A 20,894-nucleotide genomic window follows, 5' to 3' on the forward strand; every position below is an offset into this window, starting at 1 on the left:
GCGTCCCATGGCGCGCGGCACGTCGCGATCATCATGGACGGCAATGGCCGGTGGGCGAAGAAGCGGATGATGCCGCGCGCCTTCGGCCACAAGCGCGGTGTAGACACGGTGCGGGACATTGCCCGCGCCGCGCGCGACATGGGGCTTGAGGCGCTGACGCTCTATGCTTTCTCGTCGGAGAACTGGAAGCGTCCGGCGGACGAGATTGCCGACCTGATGGGGCTGTTGCGGACATTCATCCGCAATGACTTGGCGGAACTCGTTGGCAACAACACGCGACTGAACATCATCGGCGATTATCAGGCGCTTGCGCCCGATATCGTGGAATTGATCGAAGATGCGATGGCGCGGACAGCGGGCAATACCGGCACGATACTGGCAATCGCGCTGAATTACGGCTCGCAACAGGAAATCGCCCGGGCGGCCGCCAAGGCCGCAGCCAAGGGGCCGGTCACGCCCGAAGCTATCGAGGCGGAACTGGACACCGCGTGCCTGCCACCCCTTGACCTGCTGATCCGGACTTCGGGCGAGGTTCGCCTTTCGAACTTCCTGCTGTGGCAGGCGGCATATGCCGAGATGTGGTTCACGGACGTGCTCTGGCCGGACTTTACCGCGGCGCACCTGCGGGAGGCACTTGAGCAGTTCGGATCGCGCGAGAGGCGCTTCGGTGGACGCTGAACCCCAAGTCGCACCGAGCGCGGCAGAAGCTCCCAGAAAATCCGATCTCGGCGTGCGTGTTGCTTCCGCCGTCGTGATGCTCGCGATCGCCGGCGCCGCCTTCTGGGCGGGCGGCCTGTGGCTGGACCTGTTCGTGGCCGTCGTGGCTCTCGGCGTGTTCGTCGAGTACGTGCGTTTGGTAGGCAAGATCGCTGACGATGCAGCGCGCCTCTCTTCAATGGTGATCTTCGGTGCGGTCTATGTCGGCTGGGGCGGGCTTGCTCTTGCCGTCATGCCCGAGCCGTTGATGCTGGCGGTACTGGGCCTGGTGATCTGCACTGATACGGGCGCCTACTTTACCGGCCGTACGCTCGGCGGGCCGAAGATCGCTCCCAGGATCAGCCCGTCCAAGACATGGTCCGGGCTGCTCGGCGGCATGGCGGCGGCAGGCATCTGGGCGTCGTTGGTGGTGCTTTCCGCAAGCTATCTCGTCTCTGCTATCGGGCCCACGGGGCCAAGCGTGGCGGCGGCGCTGGAAGTCGCCAACCTTGGCATGGCTGCCATCGCGGGCGCGGTGCTGGCCGTTTTTGCCCAAGTCGGAGACTTTTACGAATCGTGGTTGAAGCGCCGGGCAGGGGTGAAGGATTCATCGCGACTGATTCCAGGACACGGTGGTCTGTTCGACAGGGTTGACGGACTGCTCCCGGTTGCCATCATCGTCGGCACGGCTTGGGCCGCAACGAAGGCAGGACTTTAGAGGCAGATGGCGCGCTCCATTTCCGTTCTGGGCGCAACCGGCTCGATCGGTGCCTCCACGCTCGACCTGATCAGACGCAATCGCAATGACTGGCGTGTCGTTGCCTTGACCGCCAATGGTGACGCCGAAGGTCTGGCCAGGCTGGCCCGCGAGTTCGGCGCTGAAGTTGCGGTGGTGGCCGATGAGGGCGCGCTGCCCGCCCTCCGCGAAGCTCTTGACGGGACCAGCATTCACGCAGCAGCGGGACCGGCAGCGCTGATCGAGGCGGCCTCGCGTGGGGCCGACATTACCGTGGCAGCGATTGTGGGATGTGCCGGGCTTGCCCCGACGATGGCGGCCATCGAGCGCGGCGGTGTGATCGCCTTGGCCAACAAGGAAGCGCTGGTTTCCGCAGGAGACGTGATGACTGCGGCCGTCGCGCGGCACGGCGCAACGCTGCTTCCGGTCGATTCCGAGCACAATGCCATCTTTCAGTGCCTGGCTGGCAATAGCCTTGAGCACGTCCACGCGATCACGCTGACGGCGAGTGGCGGGCCTTTCCGCGATTGGACGCTCGAACAGTTGCAGCGCGCAACCCCGGCCGAAGCGGTCAAGCATCCCAACTGGTCCATGGGCGCCAAGATCAGCGTGGATTCCGCCACGATGATGAACAAGGGCCTTGAGTTCATCGAGGCGTTCCATCTGTTCCCCGTCGGGGTGGAGCGCCTGCGCATCATCGTCCACCCGCAATCGATCGTGCATTCGATGGTCGAGTATCGCGACGGATCGACTCTCGCCCAGCTTGGCCCCTCGGACATGCGGGTGCCGATTGCCTCAGCGCTCGCCTGGCCCGAGCGGATGGACACACCCTGTGCTCCGCTCGATCTCGCCGCCATTGGACAACTGACCTTCCGCACGCCGGATGAGATCCGCTTTCCGGCTACGCGCCTTGCTCGTAATGCTGTGATCGAGGGCGGGGCGGCCCCTGCCACTATGAACGCGGCCAACGAGATCGCCGTGGCAGCGTTTCTGGATGGTCAGATTGCATTCACCCGGATCGTGCAATCGGTTGAGGATGTGCTTTCGCGCAGCGCCATGCCGGCGCCCACCTGCCTTGACGATGTCATCGCGATCGATGCCGAGGCGCGGGCAAGGGCGCGCGAACTGATGGAACCCGTACGCTGATGTCGCCGATGGAAAGCCCCGGAATTCTCGTCACTTTGCTCGGTTTCGTGCTGGTGCTGGGGCCTTTGGTGTTCATCCACGAACTGGGCCATTACCTTGTTGGCCGCTGGTTCGGGGTAAAGGCCGACGTCTTCTCCATAGGATTCGGCAAGGAAATTGCGGGCTGGACCGACAAGCGCGGCACGCGATGGAAGCTCTCTGCCCTGCCGCTGGGCGGCTATGTCCAGTTCGCCGGGGACATGAATGCGGCGAGCCAGCCCAGCCCCGAATGGCTTGCTCTCCCGGCCGAGGAACGCAATCGCACCTTCCAGGCGAAGCCGCTGTGGCAACGGGCGCTGATCGTGCTGGCGGGGCCGGTTACAAACCTTCTGTTCGCGGTGCTGATCCTGGCCGGGTTTACCCTCGCCTACGGCAAATCGGTCGTTCCTCCTGTGGTGGGCGAAGTTCAGGCGGGTTCCGTTGCTGAGCGTGCAGGGGTGAAGGTAGGCGACCGCGTGGTTTCCATCCGAGGTCGTGCGATCGAGTCTTTCCTCGATATCCGTCTCGAGGTTGGCCAGAATCCGGGGGAACCACTCGATCTGGTCGTGTTGCGGGAAGGTCGCCAGATTGACGTGCCAGTCAGCGCCGCTGTGAAGGTCGAAAGCGACCGGTTCGGCAATACGCAGAAGATCGGCTTTCTTGGCATCGGTCCCAAAAGTTACGAGATCGTCAGGGTCGGGCCAGTTGAGGCGGTAGTGGACGGCGTCAGGCAAACCGGCAACATCATCGCGATGATGGTCAACGGCATTGGCCAGATTGTCATGGGCAAACGCGAGGTCAAGGAACTCGGCGGACCGATCAAGATTGCAAAATATTCGGGTGAGCAGCTGGTTTCCGGTTGGCAATCGTTCGTCGGCTTCGTGGCACTTATCTCGATTAACTTGGGGTTCATTAACCTCCTGCCAATTCCGGTTCTCGACGGGGGCCACCTCGCTTTCTACGCGGCCGAGGCAATCCGCCGGAAGCCGGTTGGCCAGCGCGGGCAGGAGTGGGCATTCCGCACCGGCCTGGCGTTCGTCATGGCATTGATGCTGTTCGTCACGATCAACGACGTGGCGTCGCTCAAGCTGTTTGGAGGGTGAGGCGAGTTTGACTGCGTCCGGTGCGGGGACGCGTGGTATTCGGCGGTCAGGGGTGGCAGGCGGATTTCCACATAATGTCTTTCCACAGAAATGCGGGGCAATGTTTGCTTGATTGGCCTTGTGGCATCGGGCAGAGGGCTACATTGCTTGCCGTGGCCGGACTTCCTCGGGGGCGTCCTGCTGCCACTTTATTACGGGATGGCGCTTGGTGATGATTGGACGTAACGCGGGCCGGGCAGAGAATCGGAACGCCAGGACTTCCCCGCTGTGCGCAGGCCTTCTGGCCACCAGCGCCTTGGTGGCTGTTCCAGGAATTGCCTCGGCGCAGGCCGTGGCTCCTGTTTCGCAACCTGCAGCCCCGGCTCCGGTGGTGCAGGCGCCGGTACCTGCCGGAGACGTCATTCGCACTGTGACTGTGCAGGGCTCGCAGCGCCTTGAGCCGGACACGATCCTTTCGTACATCCGCCTGCGTCCGGGCCAGACATATACGCAGGCGCTGGGTGACCAGGCGCTGAAGGACCTTTACGCGACTGAACTCTTCGCCGACGTCTCGATCCGCAACAACGGCGGTGACGTTGTGGTTCAGGTCAAGGAAAACCCGGTCATCAACCGCATCATCCTTGAAGGCAACAAGCGCCTCAAGGAAGACAAGATCCTCCCCGAGATCAAGTTGGCGGCTCGCCAGATCTTCACGCGATCAAAGGTCCGGGCCGACGTTGCGCGCATCATCGAACTCTACAAGCGGCAGGGCCGCTTTGCCGCGACGGTCGAGCCGAAGATGGTCATGCTTGACCAGAACCGCGTCGACATCGTGTTCGAGATCAGCGAGGGGCCGAAGTCCAAGGTTCGTCAGATCAACATTATCGGCAACGAGAAGTTTTCGGACGGGAAGCTTCGCGGCGAGATGGTGACCAAGCAGGCGCGTTTCTTCCGCCTGTTCTCCTCGGGCACCAGCTACGACCCCGACCGTCTGGCCTTCGATCAGCAGAAGCTGCGCCAGTTCTATCTGACCGAAGGCTATGCCGACTTCCGCGTGGTTTCGGCCGTGGCCGAACTGACTCCGGACAAGCGTGACTTCATCATCACCTACGTGGTGGAGGAAGGCGATCGCTATAAGTTCGGCGACGTGAAGGTTGACAGCCAGCTGCGCGATTTCGACAGCGATGCGATGTCCAAGCGCCTGCCGATCAAGGCGGGTGACTGGTACAACGCCAAGATGGTCGAGGACCAGGTCGACGCGTTGACCGAAACCGCAGGCGCGTTCGGCTATGCCTTTGCCGACGTCCGCCCGGACTTTTCGCGCAACAAGGATGACCTGACGATGTCGGTCACCTTCCGCATTGCCGAAGCGCCTCGCGTCTATGTCGAAAGGGTCGACGTCAACGGCAATACGCTGACGCAGGACAAGGTCGTGCGCCGCGAGTTCCGTCTAGCCGAGGGCGATGCGTTCAACACGTTCCAGGTCAAGCGTTCGACCAACCGCATCAAGTCGCTGGGCTACTTCCAGGAAAAGTTCGAGATCGAGCAGAAGCCGGGCAGCGCGCCCGACCGCATCGTGCTTGAAGCTAACGTGGAAGAGCGGCCCACCGGCGAACTTCAGCTCTCTGCCGGTTTCTCAAGCCTCGAGAGCTTCATTTTCCAAGGGTCGATCCGCCAGAACAACTTCCGCGGTCGTGGCCAGACGATTGGCCTCTCGGTCGACTACTCGCGCTTTACCCGTTCGGTCCAGGTGAGCTTCACGGAACCGTACCTCTTCGACAAGAACATCTCGCTGGGCGTTGATGTCTATCGGCGCGACCTCAACAGCTTCAACCAGTTCAACTCCAACCGCAACACGACCTACAAGCAGGCAACCACGGGCTTTTCGGCGCGTATCGGCGTGCCGCTGTCGGAGTACATGTCGCTGATAGGGCGCTACACGTTCAATCTCGATGACGTCACTCTGGACCAGAGCACGTTCTATGTGAACGGCCAGTGCAGCATTCTGCTGGCAGGGCGTTACCTGTGCGATGCCATCGGCAAGCGGACAAGCTCCATTCTTGGCGCTTCGCTGGTCTACGACACGCTGGATAACCGCCTGCGTCCGAGCCGGGGCACGCAGTTCGTCGTCGGCGCCGACGTTGCCGGGCTGGGCGGTTCGGTCCGCTACGCACGCATTACTGCCAACGCAGCCAAGTTTTGGCCCGTGGGTGGGGGATTCATCTTCTCCGTCCGCGCCGAAGGTGGCGCGATCAAGGCGCTTTCGAGCCGTTCCAGCGATCCCACCATCGACGACGTGCGCCTGACGGACCGCTTCTTCCTGGGCGAACCCCAGATCCGCGGCTTCGACATTCGCGGTGTCGGACCCCGCGTCCTGCGCAAGTTCCTGACGATCGATACTAACAACGACAACATTCCCGACACGGCATCGACTGACCGCAACCAGTGGGTCGATGACGCTCTGGGCGGCAAGTATTATTACCTGACCCGCGCCGAGCTTGAGATTCCGCTGGGATCGGGCGCACGCGAACTCGGTCTGCGTCCGTCGATCTATGTCGACGCCGGCGCCGTCTGGGGCATTGCCAACCCGCTCACACAGAACCCGAACAACGTCGTCTATTACACTGACGCGCTGACCGGGAAGATCACGAACAGCCCGACCGCATCGGATGGTACGGCAAACACTGCCACGCGCTATATCGAAGAGTACGTTGGCGATACGCTGTCGCCGCGCGTCTCCGTCGGCATCGGCGTGAACTGGAATTCGCCGTTCGGCCCGTTCCGCCTCGATTTCGCCAAGGTTCTCAAGAAGGCCAATGGCGACGACCCCAAGACTTTCACTTTCAACGTGGGAACCCAGTTCTGATGAAAATCCGTTACGCTTCCGCGCTTCTCGCGGGCCTCGCTGTTCTTTCCGTTTCGCCGACCGCTGCCGTGGCACAGGCCACCTCGGGCACGGTCACGCCCGGTATCGCCATCGCCAATCCGTCGGCGGTTGTCGCCGCTTCTGCTGCCTATCAGACCGCCCAGCAGCAGCGTCCGACGACCTACAAGCCGCAGATCGACCAGGCCAATGCACGCAAGGGCCAGATCGAAGCGCAGCTCAAGCCTCTGATCGACAAGCTTCAGGCGGATTCGAAGGCGGCCAACCCCAACCGTGCGGCGCTTCAGGCCCAGTACGAGCAGATCCAGCAGATCGAACAGGCCGGCCAGGCAGAGATCCAGAAGATTCTCGAGCCGCTGAACCTTTCGCAGCAGTACGTGCTCGAGCAGATCGGCGACAAGCTTGACGCTGCCACCCAGGCCGCGATGGACAAGAAGAAGATCACGCTGGTGATCGATTCGCAGTCGGTCATCAAGGCTGGCCAGGTCTACAATCTCAACCAGGACATCCTGACCGAGCTCAACAAGGCCATTCCTTCGGCACAGCTGGTGCCGCCGGCTGGCTGGATGCCGCGCGCGCAGCGTGAGCAGCAGGCTCAGGCTCAGGCCGCACAGCAGCCGGCAACCGCCGCGCAGCCTGCGAAGAAGGCACCCGAAGGCCGCTGAGGTCTTCGGTTTGGGGGCCGGGTAATGTCCGAGGATCAGAACGCGCCGCAGAGCGTGATCACCGACTATGACGTGCGCAAGGTTATGGCGGCGCTTCCGCACCGCTATCCGCTCTTGCTGGTCGATCGTGTCGCTTCGCTCACCCTGAACGAGCGTATCCACGCGGTTAAGGCCGTGTCGATGAACGAGCAGTTCTTCCAGGGGCATTTCCCTGGCCGCCCGATCATGCCCGGCGTCCTCCAGATCGAGGCGCTGGCCCAGGCGGCTGGCGTGCTCGCGGTGGAATCGCTTGGCCTCGCAGGTTCCGGCAAGCTGGTCTACTTCATGGCGATCGAGGAGGCCAAGTTCCGCAATCCCGTGGAGCCCGGCGTCCTGCTCGACCTGCATGTCGAGTTCACCCAGAAGCGTTCGCGCGTGTGCAAGTTCGCTGGCAAGGCGATGGTCGGCGACAAGGTGACCTGCGAGGTCGGCTTTACCGCGATGATCGCAGACAGCTGAGGCTGCAGCCGCTGGACAACCTTGCGGCTTTCCGCTAGGCGCGCGCCCTTACAGATTCTAGCGGCCGGTCGGAACCGGCTGCGCACCGGAGCAAGACCCATGAAGACTGGCATTCACCCCGACTACCACATGATCAAGGTGCAGATGACCGACGGCACCGTTTTCGAGACTCGCTCCACCTGGGGCAAGGAAGGCGACACGCTCGCTCTCGAAATCGACCCGACCTCGCACCCGGCATGGACTGGTGGTACGCGCCAGCTGGACCAGGGTGGCCGCGTTGCCCAGTTCAACAAGCGCTTTGGTGGTCTTTCGCTCAAGCGCTGAGCGCTGGCGACAGGACATTGACGGGAAGGGCGGCTTCGGTCGCCCTTTTCTTTTGCGTGAACGGTTTGCCATGGCATATTGCTATCACCGATAGCCGTCCTAAAGATCAGGCCATGACGCTGACCAATTCCCTCGAGAGCCGCCTCGGCTATCAGCTCCGCCGCGCATCCGCCGTGATGATGGCAGACCTGGGGCGCGAGCTTTCCGATCTTGACCTGCGTCCGGCCGAAGTGACGACGCTGTTGGTCATCGCCGAAAATCCCGACTGTTCGCAGACCGAGGTCGGGCAAGTGCTGGCGATCAAGCGGGCCAACATGGTTCCGATCATATCCCGGCTGATGGAACGAGGCCTGGTCGAACGTCGGCGTCTGGATGGGCGCAGTCACGCACTGACGTTGACGGACGCTGGCCGCAGGATGGCAGACGATGCCGTGGCGCGGATCGACAAGCATGAAACCCGATTTACCACCTTGCTTGGGGATGCGGACACGGGCGTTCTGTTTCGGTGCCTTCCGACCATCCGAAGCGCGCGGAGTGGTGAAGAGGAAAGCTGACCGTCAGACCCAGGGTCTTTCACGATACCATTTGGTTATCACGTGCTTGAGGCCCTTGCGCACCTTCATGGCATGGTGAAGCGTGGCCGGGTTCACCGAACCATCGGGACGACGATTGTTCCAGCACACCAGCTTGCCTTTTTCGGGCTGGATGATCTTGTCGATCACCTTGAACCGCGTTGCACCGCCCGCCTCGACATCGTTGAGATAGACCATGAAGGTCCACGTGCGCTGACCTGCTACGTGGCAATATCGCTGGAAGTCTGCGCCATGAGGATCGAAGTAATCCGTGTGCGATTTGAATTCCTGCCCCGGTTCGTACCGCTGACCCTGAATGGGTTCGCCGAACTGTCGATCAATTCCCGAGATTGCCGAGATCTTTTCGTCCAGCGCAACGATCTCCGGCTCCTGCATCGGCAGATCGCAGGTTTCGCTCGTCCGGAAATAGTGGTCACCGTTGGCATCTGCGATTGTGGAAGGCCGGCGGTCACGATCGATCCTAGCGATGAGCGAAGCGCATTCCCGATCGCTCAGAAATCCGCGCAGCATGAACATTTCGAGTCTGGGCGTTGGCACGCGCATCATTCCCGGCAAGGTCAGCAAGCGGTCGGCAGAAGCTTCATTGGCGGGCGTCATCGCCGGTTCTCTACTCCAGCGACATGCCAGACTGCAACTTGAAGCCTCTGGTGTCTTGGTCGTAAAACCGTCACGTTCCTGCCGCATGCGAGCTACCGTGCCCTGTCAGAGTCCATCCTGCGCTGTCCGCAACGGCTTCTCGCTGGTCGAGATGATGGTGGTCCTGCTCGTGATGGGGCTGCTGGCGACCGCTGCAGTGCTGACGATCCCCGGCGATGGGCGCAAACTTCGCGACGAGGCCGAGCGCTTTGCAGCGCGAACGCTCGCGGCGCGGGACGAGGCCATTATCGGCGCGCGACCTGTATCGCTGGTAGTGAGCGAGAGGGGATACTACTTCGAAGGGCGCCGCGAAGGTCGTTGGCAGCCCTTGCCGGGCCGGGGCTTTGAACTTACGGGGTGGAATGCCGAGACCATTGTCGACGGCCAGCGGCAACGCATCGTTTTCGATTCGCTGGGGCTTGCCAGCAGCGAAGCCCTTATCCGCTTGCGGCATGCTGAAGCGGCGCTTTCAATCCACCTGCGCCGCGACGGGAGCGTGATCGTCGATGGCGGCTGAGCGCAATGGCTTCACCTTGCTCGAACTGCTCGTTGCACTTGCCGTGTTTGCGATCGCGGCGCTTGCCCTGCTGCAGATGGAAGGCGCGAGTATCTCCCGCACCGCAGATCTGGACCAGCGCCTGCTCCGGGAAATCGTGGCGCAGAACATGGCGGCCGAGATACTGACCGATCCAGCGCCGCCGCCGGTCGGATCGGCTTCGGGCACCATAGAGAATGCGGGACGCCGCTTCCAGTGGACCCGCACCGTCGAGATGCAGCAAGATTACGGCGTGTTGCGCATTGCTCTGTCGGTCCGCGAGACGACTCCGGGCGCGCAGAGCCAGGCTTTCACTCTCGATTTCACCAGGCTGCCGGGAGCATGAGGCAGGAACCCTCGCCCAACGGCTTCACCTTGGTGGAGATGCTGGTGGCGCTTGCCCTGTTCGCGGTAATCGCGGTCGGCGCACTGGGACTGCTGCGGTTCTCGGTGGACGCGGAGCTTGCGAGCCGGGCCAAGACGGAAAGCATCGCCAGCCAGCGACGGTTCCTGTCAGTTTGGACAGCGGATCTGGCTCAGGCGGTGCCGCGCCCTTCGCGTGACGCATCTGGCACGAGCCACCCGGCCTTCGAAGCCAATACCGATGGCGTGATGATCCGTTTTACCCGGAGCGGCTGGGACAATGTCGATGGCGCGCCGCGTCCGGACTTGCAGAAGGTCGAGTACCGAATCACCGCAGGAGCACTGGTTCGCGCAGGCTATCCCTTTCCCGATGGCTCTGTTGCAGAAGCCGGAGCGGATGTTCTCTCCCTCAGCGCGCCGGCCACGGTGCGTTTCCGGGCGAAAGACGGCAATTGGCGCGATCGCTGGGACCCGCAACTGTCGACTGAACTGCCCGTGGCGATCGAGCTGCTGATCCCGCAAAAGGGCGTGCCGCCGTTGCGGGTGGTCTCCCTTGTCGGGGTGAACTATCAGTGAGGCCGCATGACCCTCGCGAGCGTGGCGCAGCTTTGCTCTCCGTCCTGCTGCTGGTCGCCGTGATGGCAGTCATTGCGGCGTTGATGCTCGACCGTCTCAATCTGGCCACGCGCCTTGCCGCCAATGGCCAGGCCATGACGCAAGCGAGGCTCTATGCGACAAGCGCCGAGACGCTGGCGATGGCGCGGATCAAGGCGCTCGTCGAAACCTCCCAGGAAAGGACGGTAGATCCCAGCGGTCTGCTCGGTCGAGACTTTCCGCTGCCCTTGCCGCGCGGCACCGTGATGGCGCGCGTTGATGATGCGGGGAACTGCTTCAATCTCAATTCGCTCGTCGAAGCCGATGTGCAAGGCGCCTTGCGCCTCAGGCTGGTCGGGCTGGGCCAGATGCGGGCATTGATGAAGGGTCTGGCCATTCCCGAAGCGGAAGCGGCCATCATAAGCGATTCGATTGCCGATTGGATCGACAGTGACAATGCGCCGGCTCCAAATGGTGCCGAGGACGACAGCTATCAGGGCCGTGCCGTCCCCTACCGCACGGCCGGCCGGTTGATCAGCGACGTCAGCGAGATTCGCGCGGTGCGGGGGATGACGCCGCAATTCTATGAGCGTTTGCGCCCATGGCTCTGTGCCTTGCCCGGGGCGGACCTGTCGCCGATCAACGTCAACACGCTGCGCCCGGATCAGGCCCTCCTGCTGACGATGATTGCACCCCAGGCGATTCCCGCGCAGCGCGCCCGCGCCATGTTGGCGGCACGACCTGCGCTTGGCTGGAAAAGTCCCGATGAGGCCTTGCGTGGCGTGGGAGGGGAGGGCGCTGCCGTTCCTCTCAACCAGTTGCAGGTGCGCAGCCGCTGGTTCCTGCTTACGCAGACAGTGACGGTCGATTCGGTCAGCGTGGAGGAGCAGGCATTGATCGATGTCGGCGTGAACCCGCCGCGCGTCGCTTTCCGCAGCTGGGGGGACAGGTTCAGCCGCTGAATCGTCGCCACCCGCAAATTTCCGCTTCCCTTTGTCGCGCCTTTCTGCAAAGGGGCCACCCCGCGCAGAGCAAACCTGCGCAGCAATGTGGCGACCGTAGCTCAGTTGGTTAGAGCGCCGGTTTGTGGTACCGGAGGTCGTGGGTTCGAACCCCATCGGTCGCCCCATTCTCTCCTGACATCAAAGGCATTTTCGCCATGTCGTATCGCCTTTTGGTACGGCTCGGCGCCATTGCGCTTGCCCCGTGGCGCGGCAAGTGGCAGAGCGATCATGGACCGGCGGCGGGGGTCGCCGGGAGAAGGATCAGATTCCCCGCGCCCATGCACGGATTTGCCAATCCCGCCCGTTTCCTGCGCCTTGCCCGCTGGATGATGCCGTTGCTTCTGGTGTCCGGCCTGCTCCTGTCGATGGGGGCGGTACTCTATGGCGCAATCGTTGTGCCGCCCGATCGGCTCATGGGCGATACGGTCCGCATCCTGTTCATTCATGTTCCGGCAGCCTGGCTCGGCATGGCTGGCTGGTCCACCATTGCCATCGCCAGTCTCGTCGAGCTCGTCTGGCGGCACCCGTTGGCAGCCATTGCAGGGCGGGCAGCTGCAGTTCCCGGCGCGACCTTTACCGCGATCTGTCTTGTCACCGGCTCGATCTGGGCGCGGCCCACTTGGGGCACGTGGTGGGTCTGGGATGGGCGCCTTACCAGTTTCCTCGTCCTGCTGTTCCTTTACTTCGGCTATATCGCACTGTCCGGCGCGGCGCAGCGCGACATGGCAGGCGGAGGTGGCGGCAGTCGCATCACGGCTATCTTCGGGCTGGTCGGTGCTATCAACATCCCGATCATCAATCGTTCAGTGGTGTGGTGGAACAGTCTGCATCAACCTCCATCGATCACGGCCGGCAAGTCTGCAATTGATGGAACCTTTCTGTGGCCCCTGCTGATTGCCGCGCTGGGCTTCAGCCTCGTGTTCGGCGGCGTGGTCCTTGCGCGGATGCGCACTCTTCTGGCCGATATCCAGGCCGAGGCGCGGCTGCGCCGGAAAGCGATGGCGTGAACGTACGATGCGCGAAGGTCTTCAGCAGTGGGATTATGTGGCAGCAGCCCTGGCAATCGGCGTGATCGGCACGCTGGTGCTGGTAGGCTGGACGCTGGTGGCGATGATCCGGGCGGAACGCCGTCGTGACAAGGTGAGAGGCAAGTGAGCAGCATTTCCAGCGGCAGGCCAACCGGCGGCATCAAGCCGAAGCATCAGCGGCTCGTCCTGCTGGTGATCGCACTTGTTGCGCTGATCGGGGCAGGGCTGCTTGCGGCCTATGCCTTGTCAAACCAGGCCAGCTACTTCTACGTGCCGAGCGACCTGGTGAGAGACAAGCCGGAGCAGGGGCGCGCCATCCGCCTCGGCGGCATGGTCGAGCAGGGCTCGCTCAAGACGCAGGCCGATGGCGTGACGATCGATTTCATTGTCGGCGACGGCAAGGCCCGCGTGCCGGTCCGCTATACCGGCATTACCCCGGATCTCTTCGTCGAGGGATCGGGCGTCGTCGCCGAGGGCCGGATGGAGGGCGACACCTTCGTCGCCGACAATCTTCTCGCCAAGCATGACGAGAAGTACGTTCCCCGCCAGATGGGCGACATGACCGCCGCACAGGCCAAGCAAGTGGTGGCCGAAACCAAATGATCGCAGAACTCGGTCTTGCCGTATTGTGGATGGCGGCCGCGCTTGCCGTGTTGCAGCTGTTCGCCGGTTTCTCGGCGCTTCGGCCGGGCGGGAAGGTGCTGGCCGGCGTGGTTCGGCCGCTCGCGGTGATGCAGGGGGCACTGGTTGCGGTGTCCTTCCTCTGCCTGATCGACCTTTTTCTCGAGACCGATCTTTCGGTGAAGCTCGTCGCCGAGAACAGCCATTCGATGAAGCCATTCATCTTCAAGCTGGCTGGAACCTGGGGCAACCACGAAGGCTCGATGCTGCTGTGGGTGACGATCATGGCGGTTTCGGGCGGCATCGTTGCCCTGGTCGAGAAGCGCCTGCGCGAGGAAACGCTGCTGGCCACGCTTGCTGGGCAAGCCTTCGTCAGCCTTGGCTTCTATGCCTTCCTGCTCCTGTCGTCGAACCCGTTCGAACGACTGCCGGAACCGGCACCGGAAGGGGCAGGGCTCAACCCGCTTCTCCAGGATATCGGCCTCGCGTTCCACCCGCCGACGCTGTACGTCGGCTATGTCGGTCTTTCGGTCGCCTTCAGCTTCGCCATTGGCGCGCTGATCACGCGCGACGTCGGTCCCGCGTTTGCCCGGGCGATGCGTCCCTGGGTACTTGGTGCGTGGATTTTCCTGACCATCGGCATCACTGCCGGTTCCTACTGGGCATATTACACGCTCGGCTGGGGCGGCTGGTGGTTTTGGGACCCGGTCGAGAACGCTTCGCTGATGCCCTGGTTGGCGGCGACGGCGCTGCTGCATTCGGCTTCGGTGCTGGCGAGCCGCAATGCCTTGCGGGCCTGGACCGTTATGCTCGGCGTGATTGCTTTCTCGATGTCGATGGTGGGCACGTTCCTTGTCCGCTCTGGCATTCTGACCTCGGTTCACGCCTTCGCGGTCGATCCTGAGCGCGGCTCGTTCATCCTTGCGCTGCTGGCGATTTACATCGGCGGTGCATTGGCTCTGTTCGGCGTACGCGCCTCGACCGTCACCGAAGGTGAGCGGTTCAGCGTGTTCAGCCGCGAATCCAGCCTGGTGTTCAACAACGTGATGCTATGCGGCATTCTCGGCATCGTGCTTCTGGGCACGCTTTACCCCCTGCTAACCGAGGCGTTCGGAGCCAAGGTCTCGGTCGGTCCGCCGTATTTCAATCCGGTCTCAGCCATTTTCGCGATCCCGATGATGATGGTCATGGCGGTCGGACCATTGCTGCGCTGGCGCAAGGACAAGCCGGGGCGGATAACCGCCACCGTCGCGGTGCCCGCATTGCTGGCGGCATTGGTGCTGCTGGCCGTCGCGGTCATGGCGCCGGGCATTCGTGTGCTGCCGATGCTGGGCATCGCCGTGGGCGCAGGGCTCGCAGTGGCGAGCTGGTTCCCGCTACGTGGCCGCAATCTGCGCCGCACGCCGCTGGCGGTCTATGGCATGGTCTTCGGGCACTTCGGCATTGCCGTGGCGCTGCTTGGCGCGGCTGCGGAAAGTGCATTCTCGACCGAGCGCCTCGCCGCCATGAACGTGGGCGATACGCAGACCGTTGGGCCGATCTCGCTCAAGCTGCAAAGCGTCGAGCCGGTGGCGGGTCCGAACTGGACCGCGCTGGAGGCCACCGTCAGCGCATCGTACAATGGCGGTACGCCGGTAACGCTGCACCCGCAGGCGCGCACTTTCACCTCGCCGCCGGGCGAGCGCACCGAATCCGCGCTGCACACGCGGTGGAACGGCCAGCTCTACGCAGTCTTGGGCAACGAGGGTGAGGACGGCCGCTGGCAGATGCGCTTCTGGTGGAAGCCCTTCGTGCCACTGCTATGGCTGGGTGGCCTGCTCGTGGCCTTTGGTGGCCTGCTCGCCTTGATTGGTCGCGTGGCGCACGACGTCCGTCGCCTGCGCGCTGAAGGGAAGATTGCCTGGCGCAAGTCGCAGCAGGAGCAGCTCAAGTGACCGAGCCCGCGCCAAAGCGCTCCAGACTCGCCATCTGGCTGCCACTGATCCTGTTCGGCGCGTTCTTCGCCCTCGTGATCTGGGGCCTTGTTCGCCCGGCTGACCGTGAAGTCGCAAGCACCTTCATCGGCAAGCCTCTGCCGAGTTTCGATCTCCCGGCAGCAACCGATGACAGGCCTGGGCTGAACACTGCAGAGATGAAGGGCAAGCCAAGGCTGCTCAACGTCTTTGCGAGCTGGTGCATTCCTTGCGCCGTGGAAGCCCCACAGTTGGAAGCGCTGCGCCAGCAGGGCATCGAAATTGACGGTGTTGCCTTGCGTGATCGCAAGCAGGACCTTGAGGATTTTCTTGCCAGAAACGGCAATCCCTTTGCCCGCATCGGCAAGGACGACCTCTCCGAAGTGCAGCTCGCCATTGGCTCATCCGGCGTGCCGGAGACGTTCGTCATCGATGCCAAAGGGGTGATCCGGTACCAGCACATTGGCGAGATTCGCCCCGAGGATGTGCCGCTGATCCTTGAAAAGCTGAAGGAGGCGCAATCGTGAAGCGCCTGTTCCTCATGATCGTGGCGTTGCTGGCGTTTCAGCCCCTGTTCGCTCAGGATCAGCTGCCACCTGCGCCTTATGCCTACAAGCAGCTTGAAGACCCGACGCTGGAGGCCAAAGCACAACGGCTGATGGAAACGCTGCGCTGCCTCAAGTGCCAGAGCCAGGCCATTTCGGATTCCGATGCGCCGATGGCCGGTGACATGCGGCATCAGGTCCGCACCCGCATCAAGGCGGGCGAGGATCCCGAGGCCATTCGCGCCTGGCTGGTTGAACGCTATGGCGATTACGTCAGCTACGCGCCGCAGAACAAACCGATCATGTGGCCGCTGTTTGCGGCACCGCTCGTCATTCTGCTCCTCGCTGCCGTTCTGCTGCGGGGGCGCTTCCGCAGGAGCATCAAGCCGGAGGACGGCCAATGACCTGGGTCCTGATCCTGCTGATTGCCGCGATCGTCTTCGTGCTGTTGGCTTTCGTGTTGAAGATGCCGCGTGCCGGCTGGGAACTGTCAGGCGCGGCGTTGCTCGTGGGGATCGCAGGCTATGCGCTGCAAGGCCACCCGGGCGCGCCCGGCGCGCCCAAGGCGCCGATCGAGAACAAGCGCGCCGCAGACGAGGCTCTGGTCAAGCAGCGCCAGCAGATGGGTGACCAGTTTGCCCAGGGGCAGAGCTGGATGATCCTGGCAGACGGACTTGCCCGGCAGGGGCAATACGGCGCGGCCGCGGAGGTTTTGCGCAAGGGGACGCAACAGTTCCCCCAGGACGCCGACTTGTGGGTATCGCTCGGCAATGCGCTGGTCGGTCACAGCGATGGCATAATCACTCCCGCAGCGCAGTTCGCGTTCCAGAAGGCCGCGGCGATTGCGCCGGATCATCCCGGCCCACCGTTCTTCATGGGGCTGGCACTTGCCCAGTCCGGCAGGCTTGCCGATGCTCGCGCGATGTGGGCCGAACTGCTCCGGCGCTCTCCTGCAGACGCTCCCTATCGCGCCGATCTCTCGGAGCGAATCCAGCGCATCGACTCGATGCTTGGCGCAACCTCGGGCGCGTCGACTGCCGGAGCGCCGGTTGCGGTGCCCTCGGGAGAGGCTGGCGAATCTGATCAAGCTGCTGAATAAAAATCAGAATTTTCTGATGAGGAACGGCCCCGTATGCCGTTCGTTAGGCTCCCGCGCGCCCGTGTTCCAGCCCATTGCGGGGGCATTGGGGCAGTGCTAAAGCGCCGCGCCGCGCCGCCCTTTCGGCGGTCGCGATCAAGGCTATGAGGCCGGGGGCACTGTTGCCATGAGTAATGCTGTCAGCAATGCCGAACCAGCCCGTGGAAGCGCACCTGCGCATTCCGCAGGGCACGGTCATCCCGGCCATTCGCACGGCCCCCTGCTGAAGCTTGCCGTCGGCGCCATCGGGGTCGTGTTCGGCGATATCGGTACCAGCCCGCTTTACGCGCTGCGCGATACGTTTGCCGGCCATCACAAGCTCCCGCTGGATCTACTGCACATCTACGGCATCATCAGCCTGATGTTCTGGTCGATGATGATCATCGTGACGTTCAAGTACGTCTCGATCATCATGCGCGCCGACAACAAGGGCGAAGGCGGCAGCCTTGCACTGCTTGCGCTGATCAACCAGCACACGGATGGAAAGCGCTGGGGCAAGGGGATCATCCTTCTGGGGGTGTTCGCCACCGCGCTGTTCTATGGTGACTCCATGATCACCCCGGCGGTTTCGGTAATGGGCGCGATCGAAGGCGTCGCGGTTTACCGACCTGACATGCATCCGCTGATCGTGCCGCTGGTCGTCGGTATCCTGATTGGCCTGTTCTTTATCCAGAGCCGCGGGACCGAGAAGGTTGCCGCGTTCTTCGGGCCGATCATGCTGGTCTATTTCGGCACGATTGCGGTGCTCGGGAGCTTCAGCATCGCTGAATACCCTCAGGTCATCACCGCGCTCAGCCCCCACCACGCGGTCACCATGTTCATCTCCGACCCATGGCGAGGCTTCCTGGCCATGGGCGCCGCCGTGCTTGCAGTGACCGGTGCCGAGGCGCTTTACGCAGACATGGGCCACTTTGGCCGCAGCCCGATCCGGATGTCGTGGCTGGTCTTCGTCCTTCCGGCGCTGGTGCTCAACTATCTCGGCCAGGCATCGCTGCTGATCCGCAATCCCGCGGCGCTCGAAAGCCCGTTCTATTATCTTGCGCCAGAGTGGTTCCAGTGGCCGCTGCTGTTCATTGCCTCCTGCGCTGCCGTGATCGCCTCGCAAGCAGTGATCTCCGGCGCATTTTCGGTGACCCAGCAGGCGATCCAGCTTGGTTTCATCCCGCGCATGACGATCAAGCACACCTCCACTGCGGCCGGCCAGATCTACATCCCCGTGATCAACTGGGCGCTGATGATTGCGGTGATCCTGCTGGTGCTGGTGTTCCAGCGCTCGTCGAACCTCACGGCCGCCTATGGCATCGCGGTCACCGGTGCGATGCTGATCGACAACTTCCTTCTTGCCGTTGTGCTATTCAAGCTGTGGCATTGGAAGGCTCCTGCGGCCGTCGTCATGCTGGCCTTGTTCTTCGCGATCGACGGGGCATACCTTGGCGCGAACATGACCAAGATCCCCGACGGTGGCTGGGTTCCGCTGGTGATGGGCATTGCCATCTTCACCCTGTTGACGACATGGTCGCGTGGCCGTGCCCTGATGCGGGAGAACATGGCCGAAGGCACGATCCCGCTTGAGGTGTTCACAAAGTCTGCCCATTCGAGCGCGGCGCGCGTGTCCGGAACGGCGATCTTCATGGCGTCGACTGCCGCTGGCGTCCCTTCGGCCCTGCTGCACAACATCAAGCACAACAAGGTCCTGCACGAGCGCGTCGTGATCCTCACGGTATCGATCGAGGATGTGCCCTACGTTGACGAGGGCGATCGCTATTCGGTCAAGGACTTCGGCAACGGCTTTTACCGGCTGAACCTTCGATTTGGCTTCCTCGAAGAGACGGACGTGCCCGGCGCATTGAAGGGCGTGAGCATGTGTGGCGAGCCGTTCAACATGATGAAGACCAGCTTCTTCCTCTCGCGCCAGACGCTCATCCCCTCGGAAAAGCCCGGCATGGCTTTGTGGCGCGAGAAGTTGTTTGCCTGGATGTTGCGTAATGCGGCAAGCGCCATGGAGTTCTTCCGGCTTCCCACCAACCGCGTTGTCGAACTGGGCAGTCAGTTGAAAATTTGAACGGTCCGCTTCGGTTCGTCCGGTTTTCAGTAGCGGATATTGGAATTCGGGAGAATTCCGTTACTTCTTGCCCAACGTGGCAACAGGGACGCCCACATGGCCGATAGCGCGCTTCTGCGCGAGATTCTCGATGCTCAGCTTGAAACCGTCTGCCGTTTTCGGGCGGACGGCACGATCCTGTTCGTCAATCGCGCCTACGCAGCAACCTTGGGGCGCGAACCGCACGAACTGACGGGGCGCAACCTGTGGGATTTCGTCACGGGTGAAGATCAGGCGCATGTCCGCGCCATGTTGCTCAACCTGACCCCTGCGCAGCCTGAACTGACCATAGAGAACCGTTTCGAAGCTGCGGGCGGGACCCGGTGGATGCTGTGGCGCAATCACGCCCTCGAATTCGATGATGCGGGCGCATGGTCGGTTGCCCAATCGACCGGCATCGACATTACCGAGCGCAAGCAACTGGAAGAGCAACTCAAGCTGCTCGTCGACGAGCTGAACCATCGCGTGAAGAACACGCTCATGGTGGTTCAGGCGATGGCTCATCAGACGTTTCGTGGCGGAGGCGCAGCCGATGGTCGCATCAGCACATTCAGTGACAGGCTTGCCGCGCTATCCGGTGCCCACGACGCCCTGAGCCGGACAAACTGGGCCGGAGCGCGGCTGGCCGATATCGTGAACCATGGGCTGTTGATCTGCAGAGCCGATGACATGCGGATCGATGTGTCGGGGCCGGAAGTGATCATGCCTGCGAATGCCACTGTTTCGCTGGTCATGGTCCTGCATGAACTGGCTACCAACGCCATGAAATACGGCGCGCTGTCAGGCCTTACCGGCCGAGTGACGGTGCGTTGGGCGCTCGATGACTCCGAAATGGTTGTAATAGATTGGGTCGAAAGCGGTGGCCCTGAGGTGAATATGCCGGAACGCAAGGGTTTCGGCTCGCGCCTGTTGGCCGAAGCGATACCTCGCCAGCTTGGTGGTCGCGTCGATCTGGACTATGACAGGGCCGGGTTACGATGCCGTATCGCAGTGCCGCATTTCCGGCCATTTCCTGGGACGCAAGATGATTGACGGGAAACGCATACTGGTCGTTGAAGACGAGTTCATTGTCGCGGCAATGCTTTGCGATACCCTGGAGGATCACGGCGCCATGCCTGTGGGTCCGGTCGGCAGGGTGAGCGAGGGGCTAGATGTGATCGCCGCAGGCGGAATAGACGCTGCGGTACTTGATTGGAACCTTGCCGGGGAATCCGGTTCGTCACTGGCAGAAGCGCTTGCCGCGCGAGACGTTCCGTTCATCATCGCCACGGGTTATGGTTCGGTCGATGCGCCGTTCAACGATCGGCCAATTCTGAGCAAGCCGTACGTGTCGGCCCATCTCATTGAAAAGCTTTCCGGTCTTTTCACCGGCTGACTTGCAATACCGTTGAACCCCGGAGCGGCATTGCCGCCCCGGGAATTCAGATCAGTCCTTCTTGGCTTCCGCCACGGATTCGTTGTGAAGGCTGGCTTCGGCTTCGGCGGCTTCCTGCTTGGTAGCCGCAGCTGCCTTGTCGGCCATTTCGTCGGTCTTTGCGGCCGCGTTGTCGACGGCAGCAGCGGCCTTGTCACCCAGCTCGTCAGTAGCGGCCGCTGCGTTGTCGGCAGCGTTGGCAACGTCATTACCGGCCGATTCCGCCGTCGTCTCGGCAGCTTCCTGCGTCTTTTCCGAGCAAGCGGAAAGCGTCAGGGCGGTCGCCGCGGCGGCAGCGAGGATCGTGAACTTGCGCATGTG

Annotated in this window: 25 protein-coding genes and 1 tRNA gene; 24 read left to right on the top strand and 2 right to left on the bottom strand. The window is 62.6% G+C overall.

Annotation, left to right across the window (positions count from 1 at the left end; translation table 11 throughout):
• Positions 1–33: 33 nt before the first annotated feature.
• From uppS to AC3WLM_RS13715, 9 genes are all read left to right on the top strand, one after another.
• Entirely contained in the window at positions 34–678 is a 645-nt protein-coding gene (gene uppS / locus AC3WLM_RS13675) for a polyprenyl diphosphate synthase (RefSeq protein WP_492478128.1), read from the top strand.
• Positions 668–1,414, top strand: a complete 747-nt coding sequence (locus AC3WLM_RS13680) for a phosphatidate cytidylyltransferase (RefSeq protein ID WP_492477635.1) — start codon at positions 668–670, stop codon at positions 1,412–1,414. The genes uppS and AC3WLM_RS13680 overlap by 11 nt, the downstream gene beginning before the upstream one ends.
• A 6-nt stretch (positions 1,415–1,420) precedes the next feature.
• Complete coding sequence (locus AC3WLM_RS13685) at positions 1,421–2,578, top strand: 1-deoxy-D-xylulose-5-phosphate reductoisomerase (RefSeq protein ID WP_492477636.1); 1,158 nt, start codon at positions 1,421–1,423, stop codon at positions 2,576–2,578.
• Positions 2,578–3,699 (top strand): RIP metalloprotease RseP, encoded by a 1,122-nt coding sequence (rseP, locus tag AC3WLM_RS13690; RefSeq protein WP_082013475.1) that lies wholly within the window; start codon positions 2,578–2,580, stop codon positions 3,697–3,699. Before AC3WLM_RS13685 ends, rseP begins: the two co-directional genes overlap by 1 nt.
• A gap of 211 nt (positions 3,700–3,910) precedes the next feature.
• The gene (bamA, locus tag AC3WLM_RS13695; protein ID WP_052242655.1) at positions 3,911–6,544 is read left to right on the top strand and encodes an outer membrane protein assembly factor BamA; all 2,634 of its coding nucleotides are present in this window, start codon (positions 3,911–3,913) and stop codon (positions 6,542–6,544) included.
• Positions 6,544–7,227, top strand: coding sequence for an OmpH family outer membrane protein (locus AC3WLM_RS13700; RefSeq protein ID WP_039337455.1), 684 nt, complete (start codon positions 6,544–6,546; stop codon positions 7,225–7,227). Before bamA ends, AC3WLM_RS13700 begins: the two co-directional genes overlap by 1 nt.
• Positions 7,228–7,251: 24 nt before the next feature.
• Entirely contained in the window at positions 7,252–7,725 is a 474-nt protein-coding gene (fabZ, locus tag AC3WLM_RS13705; protein WP_492477637.1) for a 3-hydroxyacyl-ACP dehydratase FabZ, read from the top strand.
• Between the two features lie 99 nt (positions 7,726–7,824).
• Positions 7,825–8,049 (top strand): 50S ribosomal protein L31, encoded by a 225-nt coding sequence (gene rpmE / locus AC3WLM_RS13710; RefSeq protein ID WP_039337458.1) that lies wholly within the window; start codon positions 7,825–7,827, stop codon positions 8,047–8,049.
• A gap of 113 nt (positions 8,050–8,162) precedes the next feature.
• Positions 8,163–8,603 (top strand): MarR family winged helix-turn-helix transcriptional regulator, encoded by a 441-nt coding sequence (locus AC3WLM_RS13715; RefSeq protein ID WP_492477638.1) that lies wholly within the window; start codon positions 8,163–8,165, stop codon positions 8,601–8,603.
• Positions 8,604–8,606: 3 nt separating this feature from the next.
• Here AC3WLM_RS13715 and AC3WLM_RS13720 read toward each other — a convergent pair whose 3' ends face one another.
• Positions 8,607–9,239 (bottom strand): prolyl hydroxylase family protein, encoded by a 633-nt coding sequence (locus AC3WLM_RS13720; RefSeq protein ID WP_492477639.1) that lies wholly within the window; start codon positions 9,237–9,239, stop codon positions 8,607–8,609.
• Between the two features lie 97 nt (positions 9,240–9,336).
• Here AC3WLM_RS13720 and AC3WLM_RS13725 point away from each other — a divergent pair, with 97 nt between their 5' ends.
• From AC3WLM_RS13725 to AC3WLM_RS13795, 15 genes are all read left to right on the top strand, one after another.
• Positions 9,337–9,795 (top strand): GspH/FimT family pseudopilin, encoded by a 459-nt coding sequence (locus AC3WLM_RS13725; protein WP_492477640.1) that lies wholly within the window; start codon positions 9,337–9,339, stop codon positions 9,793–9,795.
• Positions 9,785–10,159: a type II secretion system minor pseudopilin GspI gene (gene gspI, locus AC3WLM_RS13730; protein ID WP_193826915.1), complete on the top strand. Its 375-nt coding sequence runs from the start codon at positions 9,785–9,787 to the stop codon at positions 10,157–10,159. Before AC3WLM_RS13725 ends, gspI begins: the two co-directional genes overlap by 11 nt.
• On the top strand, positions 10,156–10,752 hold the full coding sequence (gspJ, locus tag AC3WLM_RS13735) for a type II secretion system minor pseudopilin GspJ (protein ID WP_492477641.1): 597 nt from the start codon (positions 10,156–10,158) through the stop codon (positions 10,750–10,752). The genes gspI and gspJ overlap by 4 nt, the downstream gene beginning before the upstream one ends.
• A complete protein-coding gene (gspK, locus tag AC3WLM_RS13740; protein ID WP_492477642.1) occupies positions 10,749–11,732 on the top strand; it encodes a type II secretion system minor pseudopilin GspK in 984 nt (327 codons plus the stop codon). The genes gspJ and gspK overlap by 4 nt, the downstream gene beginning before the upstream one ends.
• Before the next feature lie 90 nt (positions 11,733–11,822).
• Positions 11,823–11,899: transfer RNA gene (locus AC3WLM_RS13745), tRNA-His, on the top strand.
• Between the two features lie 153 nt (positions 11,900–12,052).
• On the top strand, positions 12,053–12,781 hold the full coding sequence (gene ccmC / locus AC3WLM_RS13750; RefSeq protein WP_492478129.1) for a heme ABC transporter permease CcmC: 729 nt from the start codon (positions 12,053–12,055) through the stop codon (positions 12,779–12,781).
• 7 nt (positions 12,782–12,788) lie between these two features.
• Positions 12,789–12,929, top strand: a complete 141-nt coding sequence (locus tag AC3WLM_RS13755; protein WP_169745750.1) for a hypothetical protein — start codon at positions 12,789–12,791, stop codon at positions 12,927–12,929.
• Complete coding sequence (gene ccmE / locus AC3WLM_RS13760) at positions 12,926–13,405, top strand: cytochrome c maturation protein CcmE (protein WP_492477643.1); 480 nt, start codon at positions 12,926–12,928, stop codon at positions 13,403–13,405. The genes AC3WLM_RS13755 and ccmE overlap by 4 nt, the downstream gene beginning before the upstream one ends.
• Positions 13,402–15,357: a heme lyase CcmF/NrfE family subunit gene (locus tag AC3WLM_RS13765; RefSeq protein WP_193826913.1), complete on the top strand. Its 1,956-nt coding sequence runs from the start codon at positions 13,402–13,404 to the stop codon at positions 15,355–15,357. The genes ccmE and AC3WLM_RS13765 overlap by 4 nt, the downstream gene beginning before the upstream one ends.
• Positions 15,354–15,902: a DsbE family thiol:disulfide interchange protein gene (locus AC3WLM_RS13770; protein ID WP_039337470.1), complete on the top strand. Its 549-nt coding sequence runs from the start codon at positions 15,354–15,356 to the stop codon at positions 15,900–15,902. Before AC3WLM_RS13765 ends, AC3WLM_RS13770 begins: the two co-directional genes overlap by 4 nt.
• A 14-nt stretch (positions 15,903–15,916) precedes the next feature.
• Positions 15,917–16,324 carry a cytochrome c-type biogenesis protein gene (locus AC3WLM_RS13775; protein WP_492478130.1) on the top strand — a complete coding sequence of 136 codons (408 nt, stop codon included), beginning with the start codon at positions 15,917–15,919 and terminating at the stop codon, positions 16,322–16,324.
• Positions 16,321–17,019 (top strand): tetratricopeptide repeat protein, encoded by a 699-nt coding sequence (locus AC3WLM_RS13780; protein WP_193826912.1) that lies wholly within the window; start codon positions 16,321–16,323, stop codon positions 17,017–17,019. The genes AC3WLM_RS13775 and AC3WLM_RS13780 overlap by 4 nt, the downstream gene beginning before the upstream one ends.
• A gap of 166 nt (positions 17,020–17,185) precedes the next feature.
• On the top strand, positions 17,186–19,120 hold the full coding sequence (locus tag AC3WLM_RS13785; protein ID WP_193826911.1) for a potassium transporter Kup: 1,935 nt from the start codon (positions 17,186–17,188) through the stop codon (positions 19,118–19,120).
• Positions 19,121–19,216: 96 nt separating this feature from the next.
• The gene (locus AC3WLM_RS13790) at positions 19,217–20,191 is read left to right on the top strand and encodes a sensor histidine kinase (protein WP_492477644.1); all 975 of its coding nucleotides are present in this window, start codon (positions 19,217–19,219) and stop codon (positions 20,189–20,191) included.
• Positions 20,184–20,534, top strand: coding sequence for a response regulator (locus AC3WLM_RS13795; RefSeq protein WP_039337474.1), 351 nt, complete (start codon positions 20,184–20,186; stop codon positions 20,532–20,534). Before AC3WLM_RS13790 ends, AC3WLM_RS13795 begins: the two co-directional genes overlap by 8 nt.
• A gap of 51 nt (positions 20,535–20,585) precedes the next feature.
• Here the strand turns inward: AC3WLM_RS13795 and AC3WLM_RS13800 are convergent, their stop codons facing one another.
• Complete coding sequence (locus tag AC3WLM_RS13800; RefSeq protein ID WP_062343423.1) at positions 20,586–20,891, bottom strand: hypothetical protein; 306 nt, start codon at positions 20,889–20,891, stop codon at positions 20,586–20,588.
• Positions 20,892–20,894 lie beyond the last annotated feature (3 nt).

Source organism: Novosphingobium sp. FW305-C-30-35, from assembly GCF_058783135.1.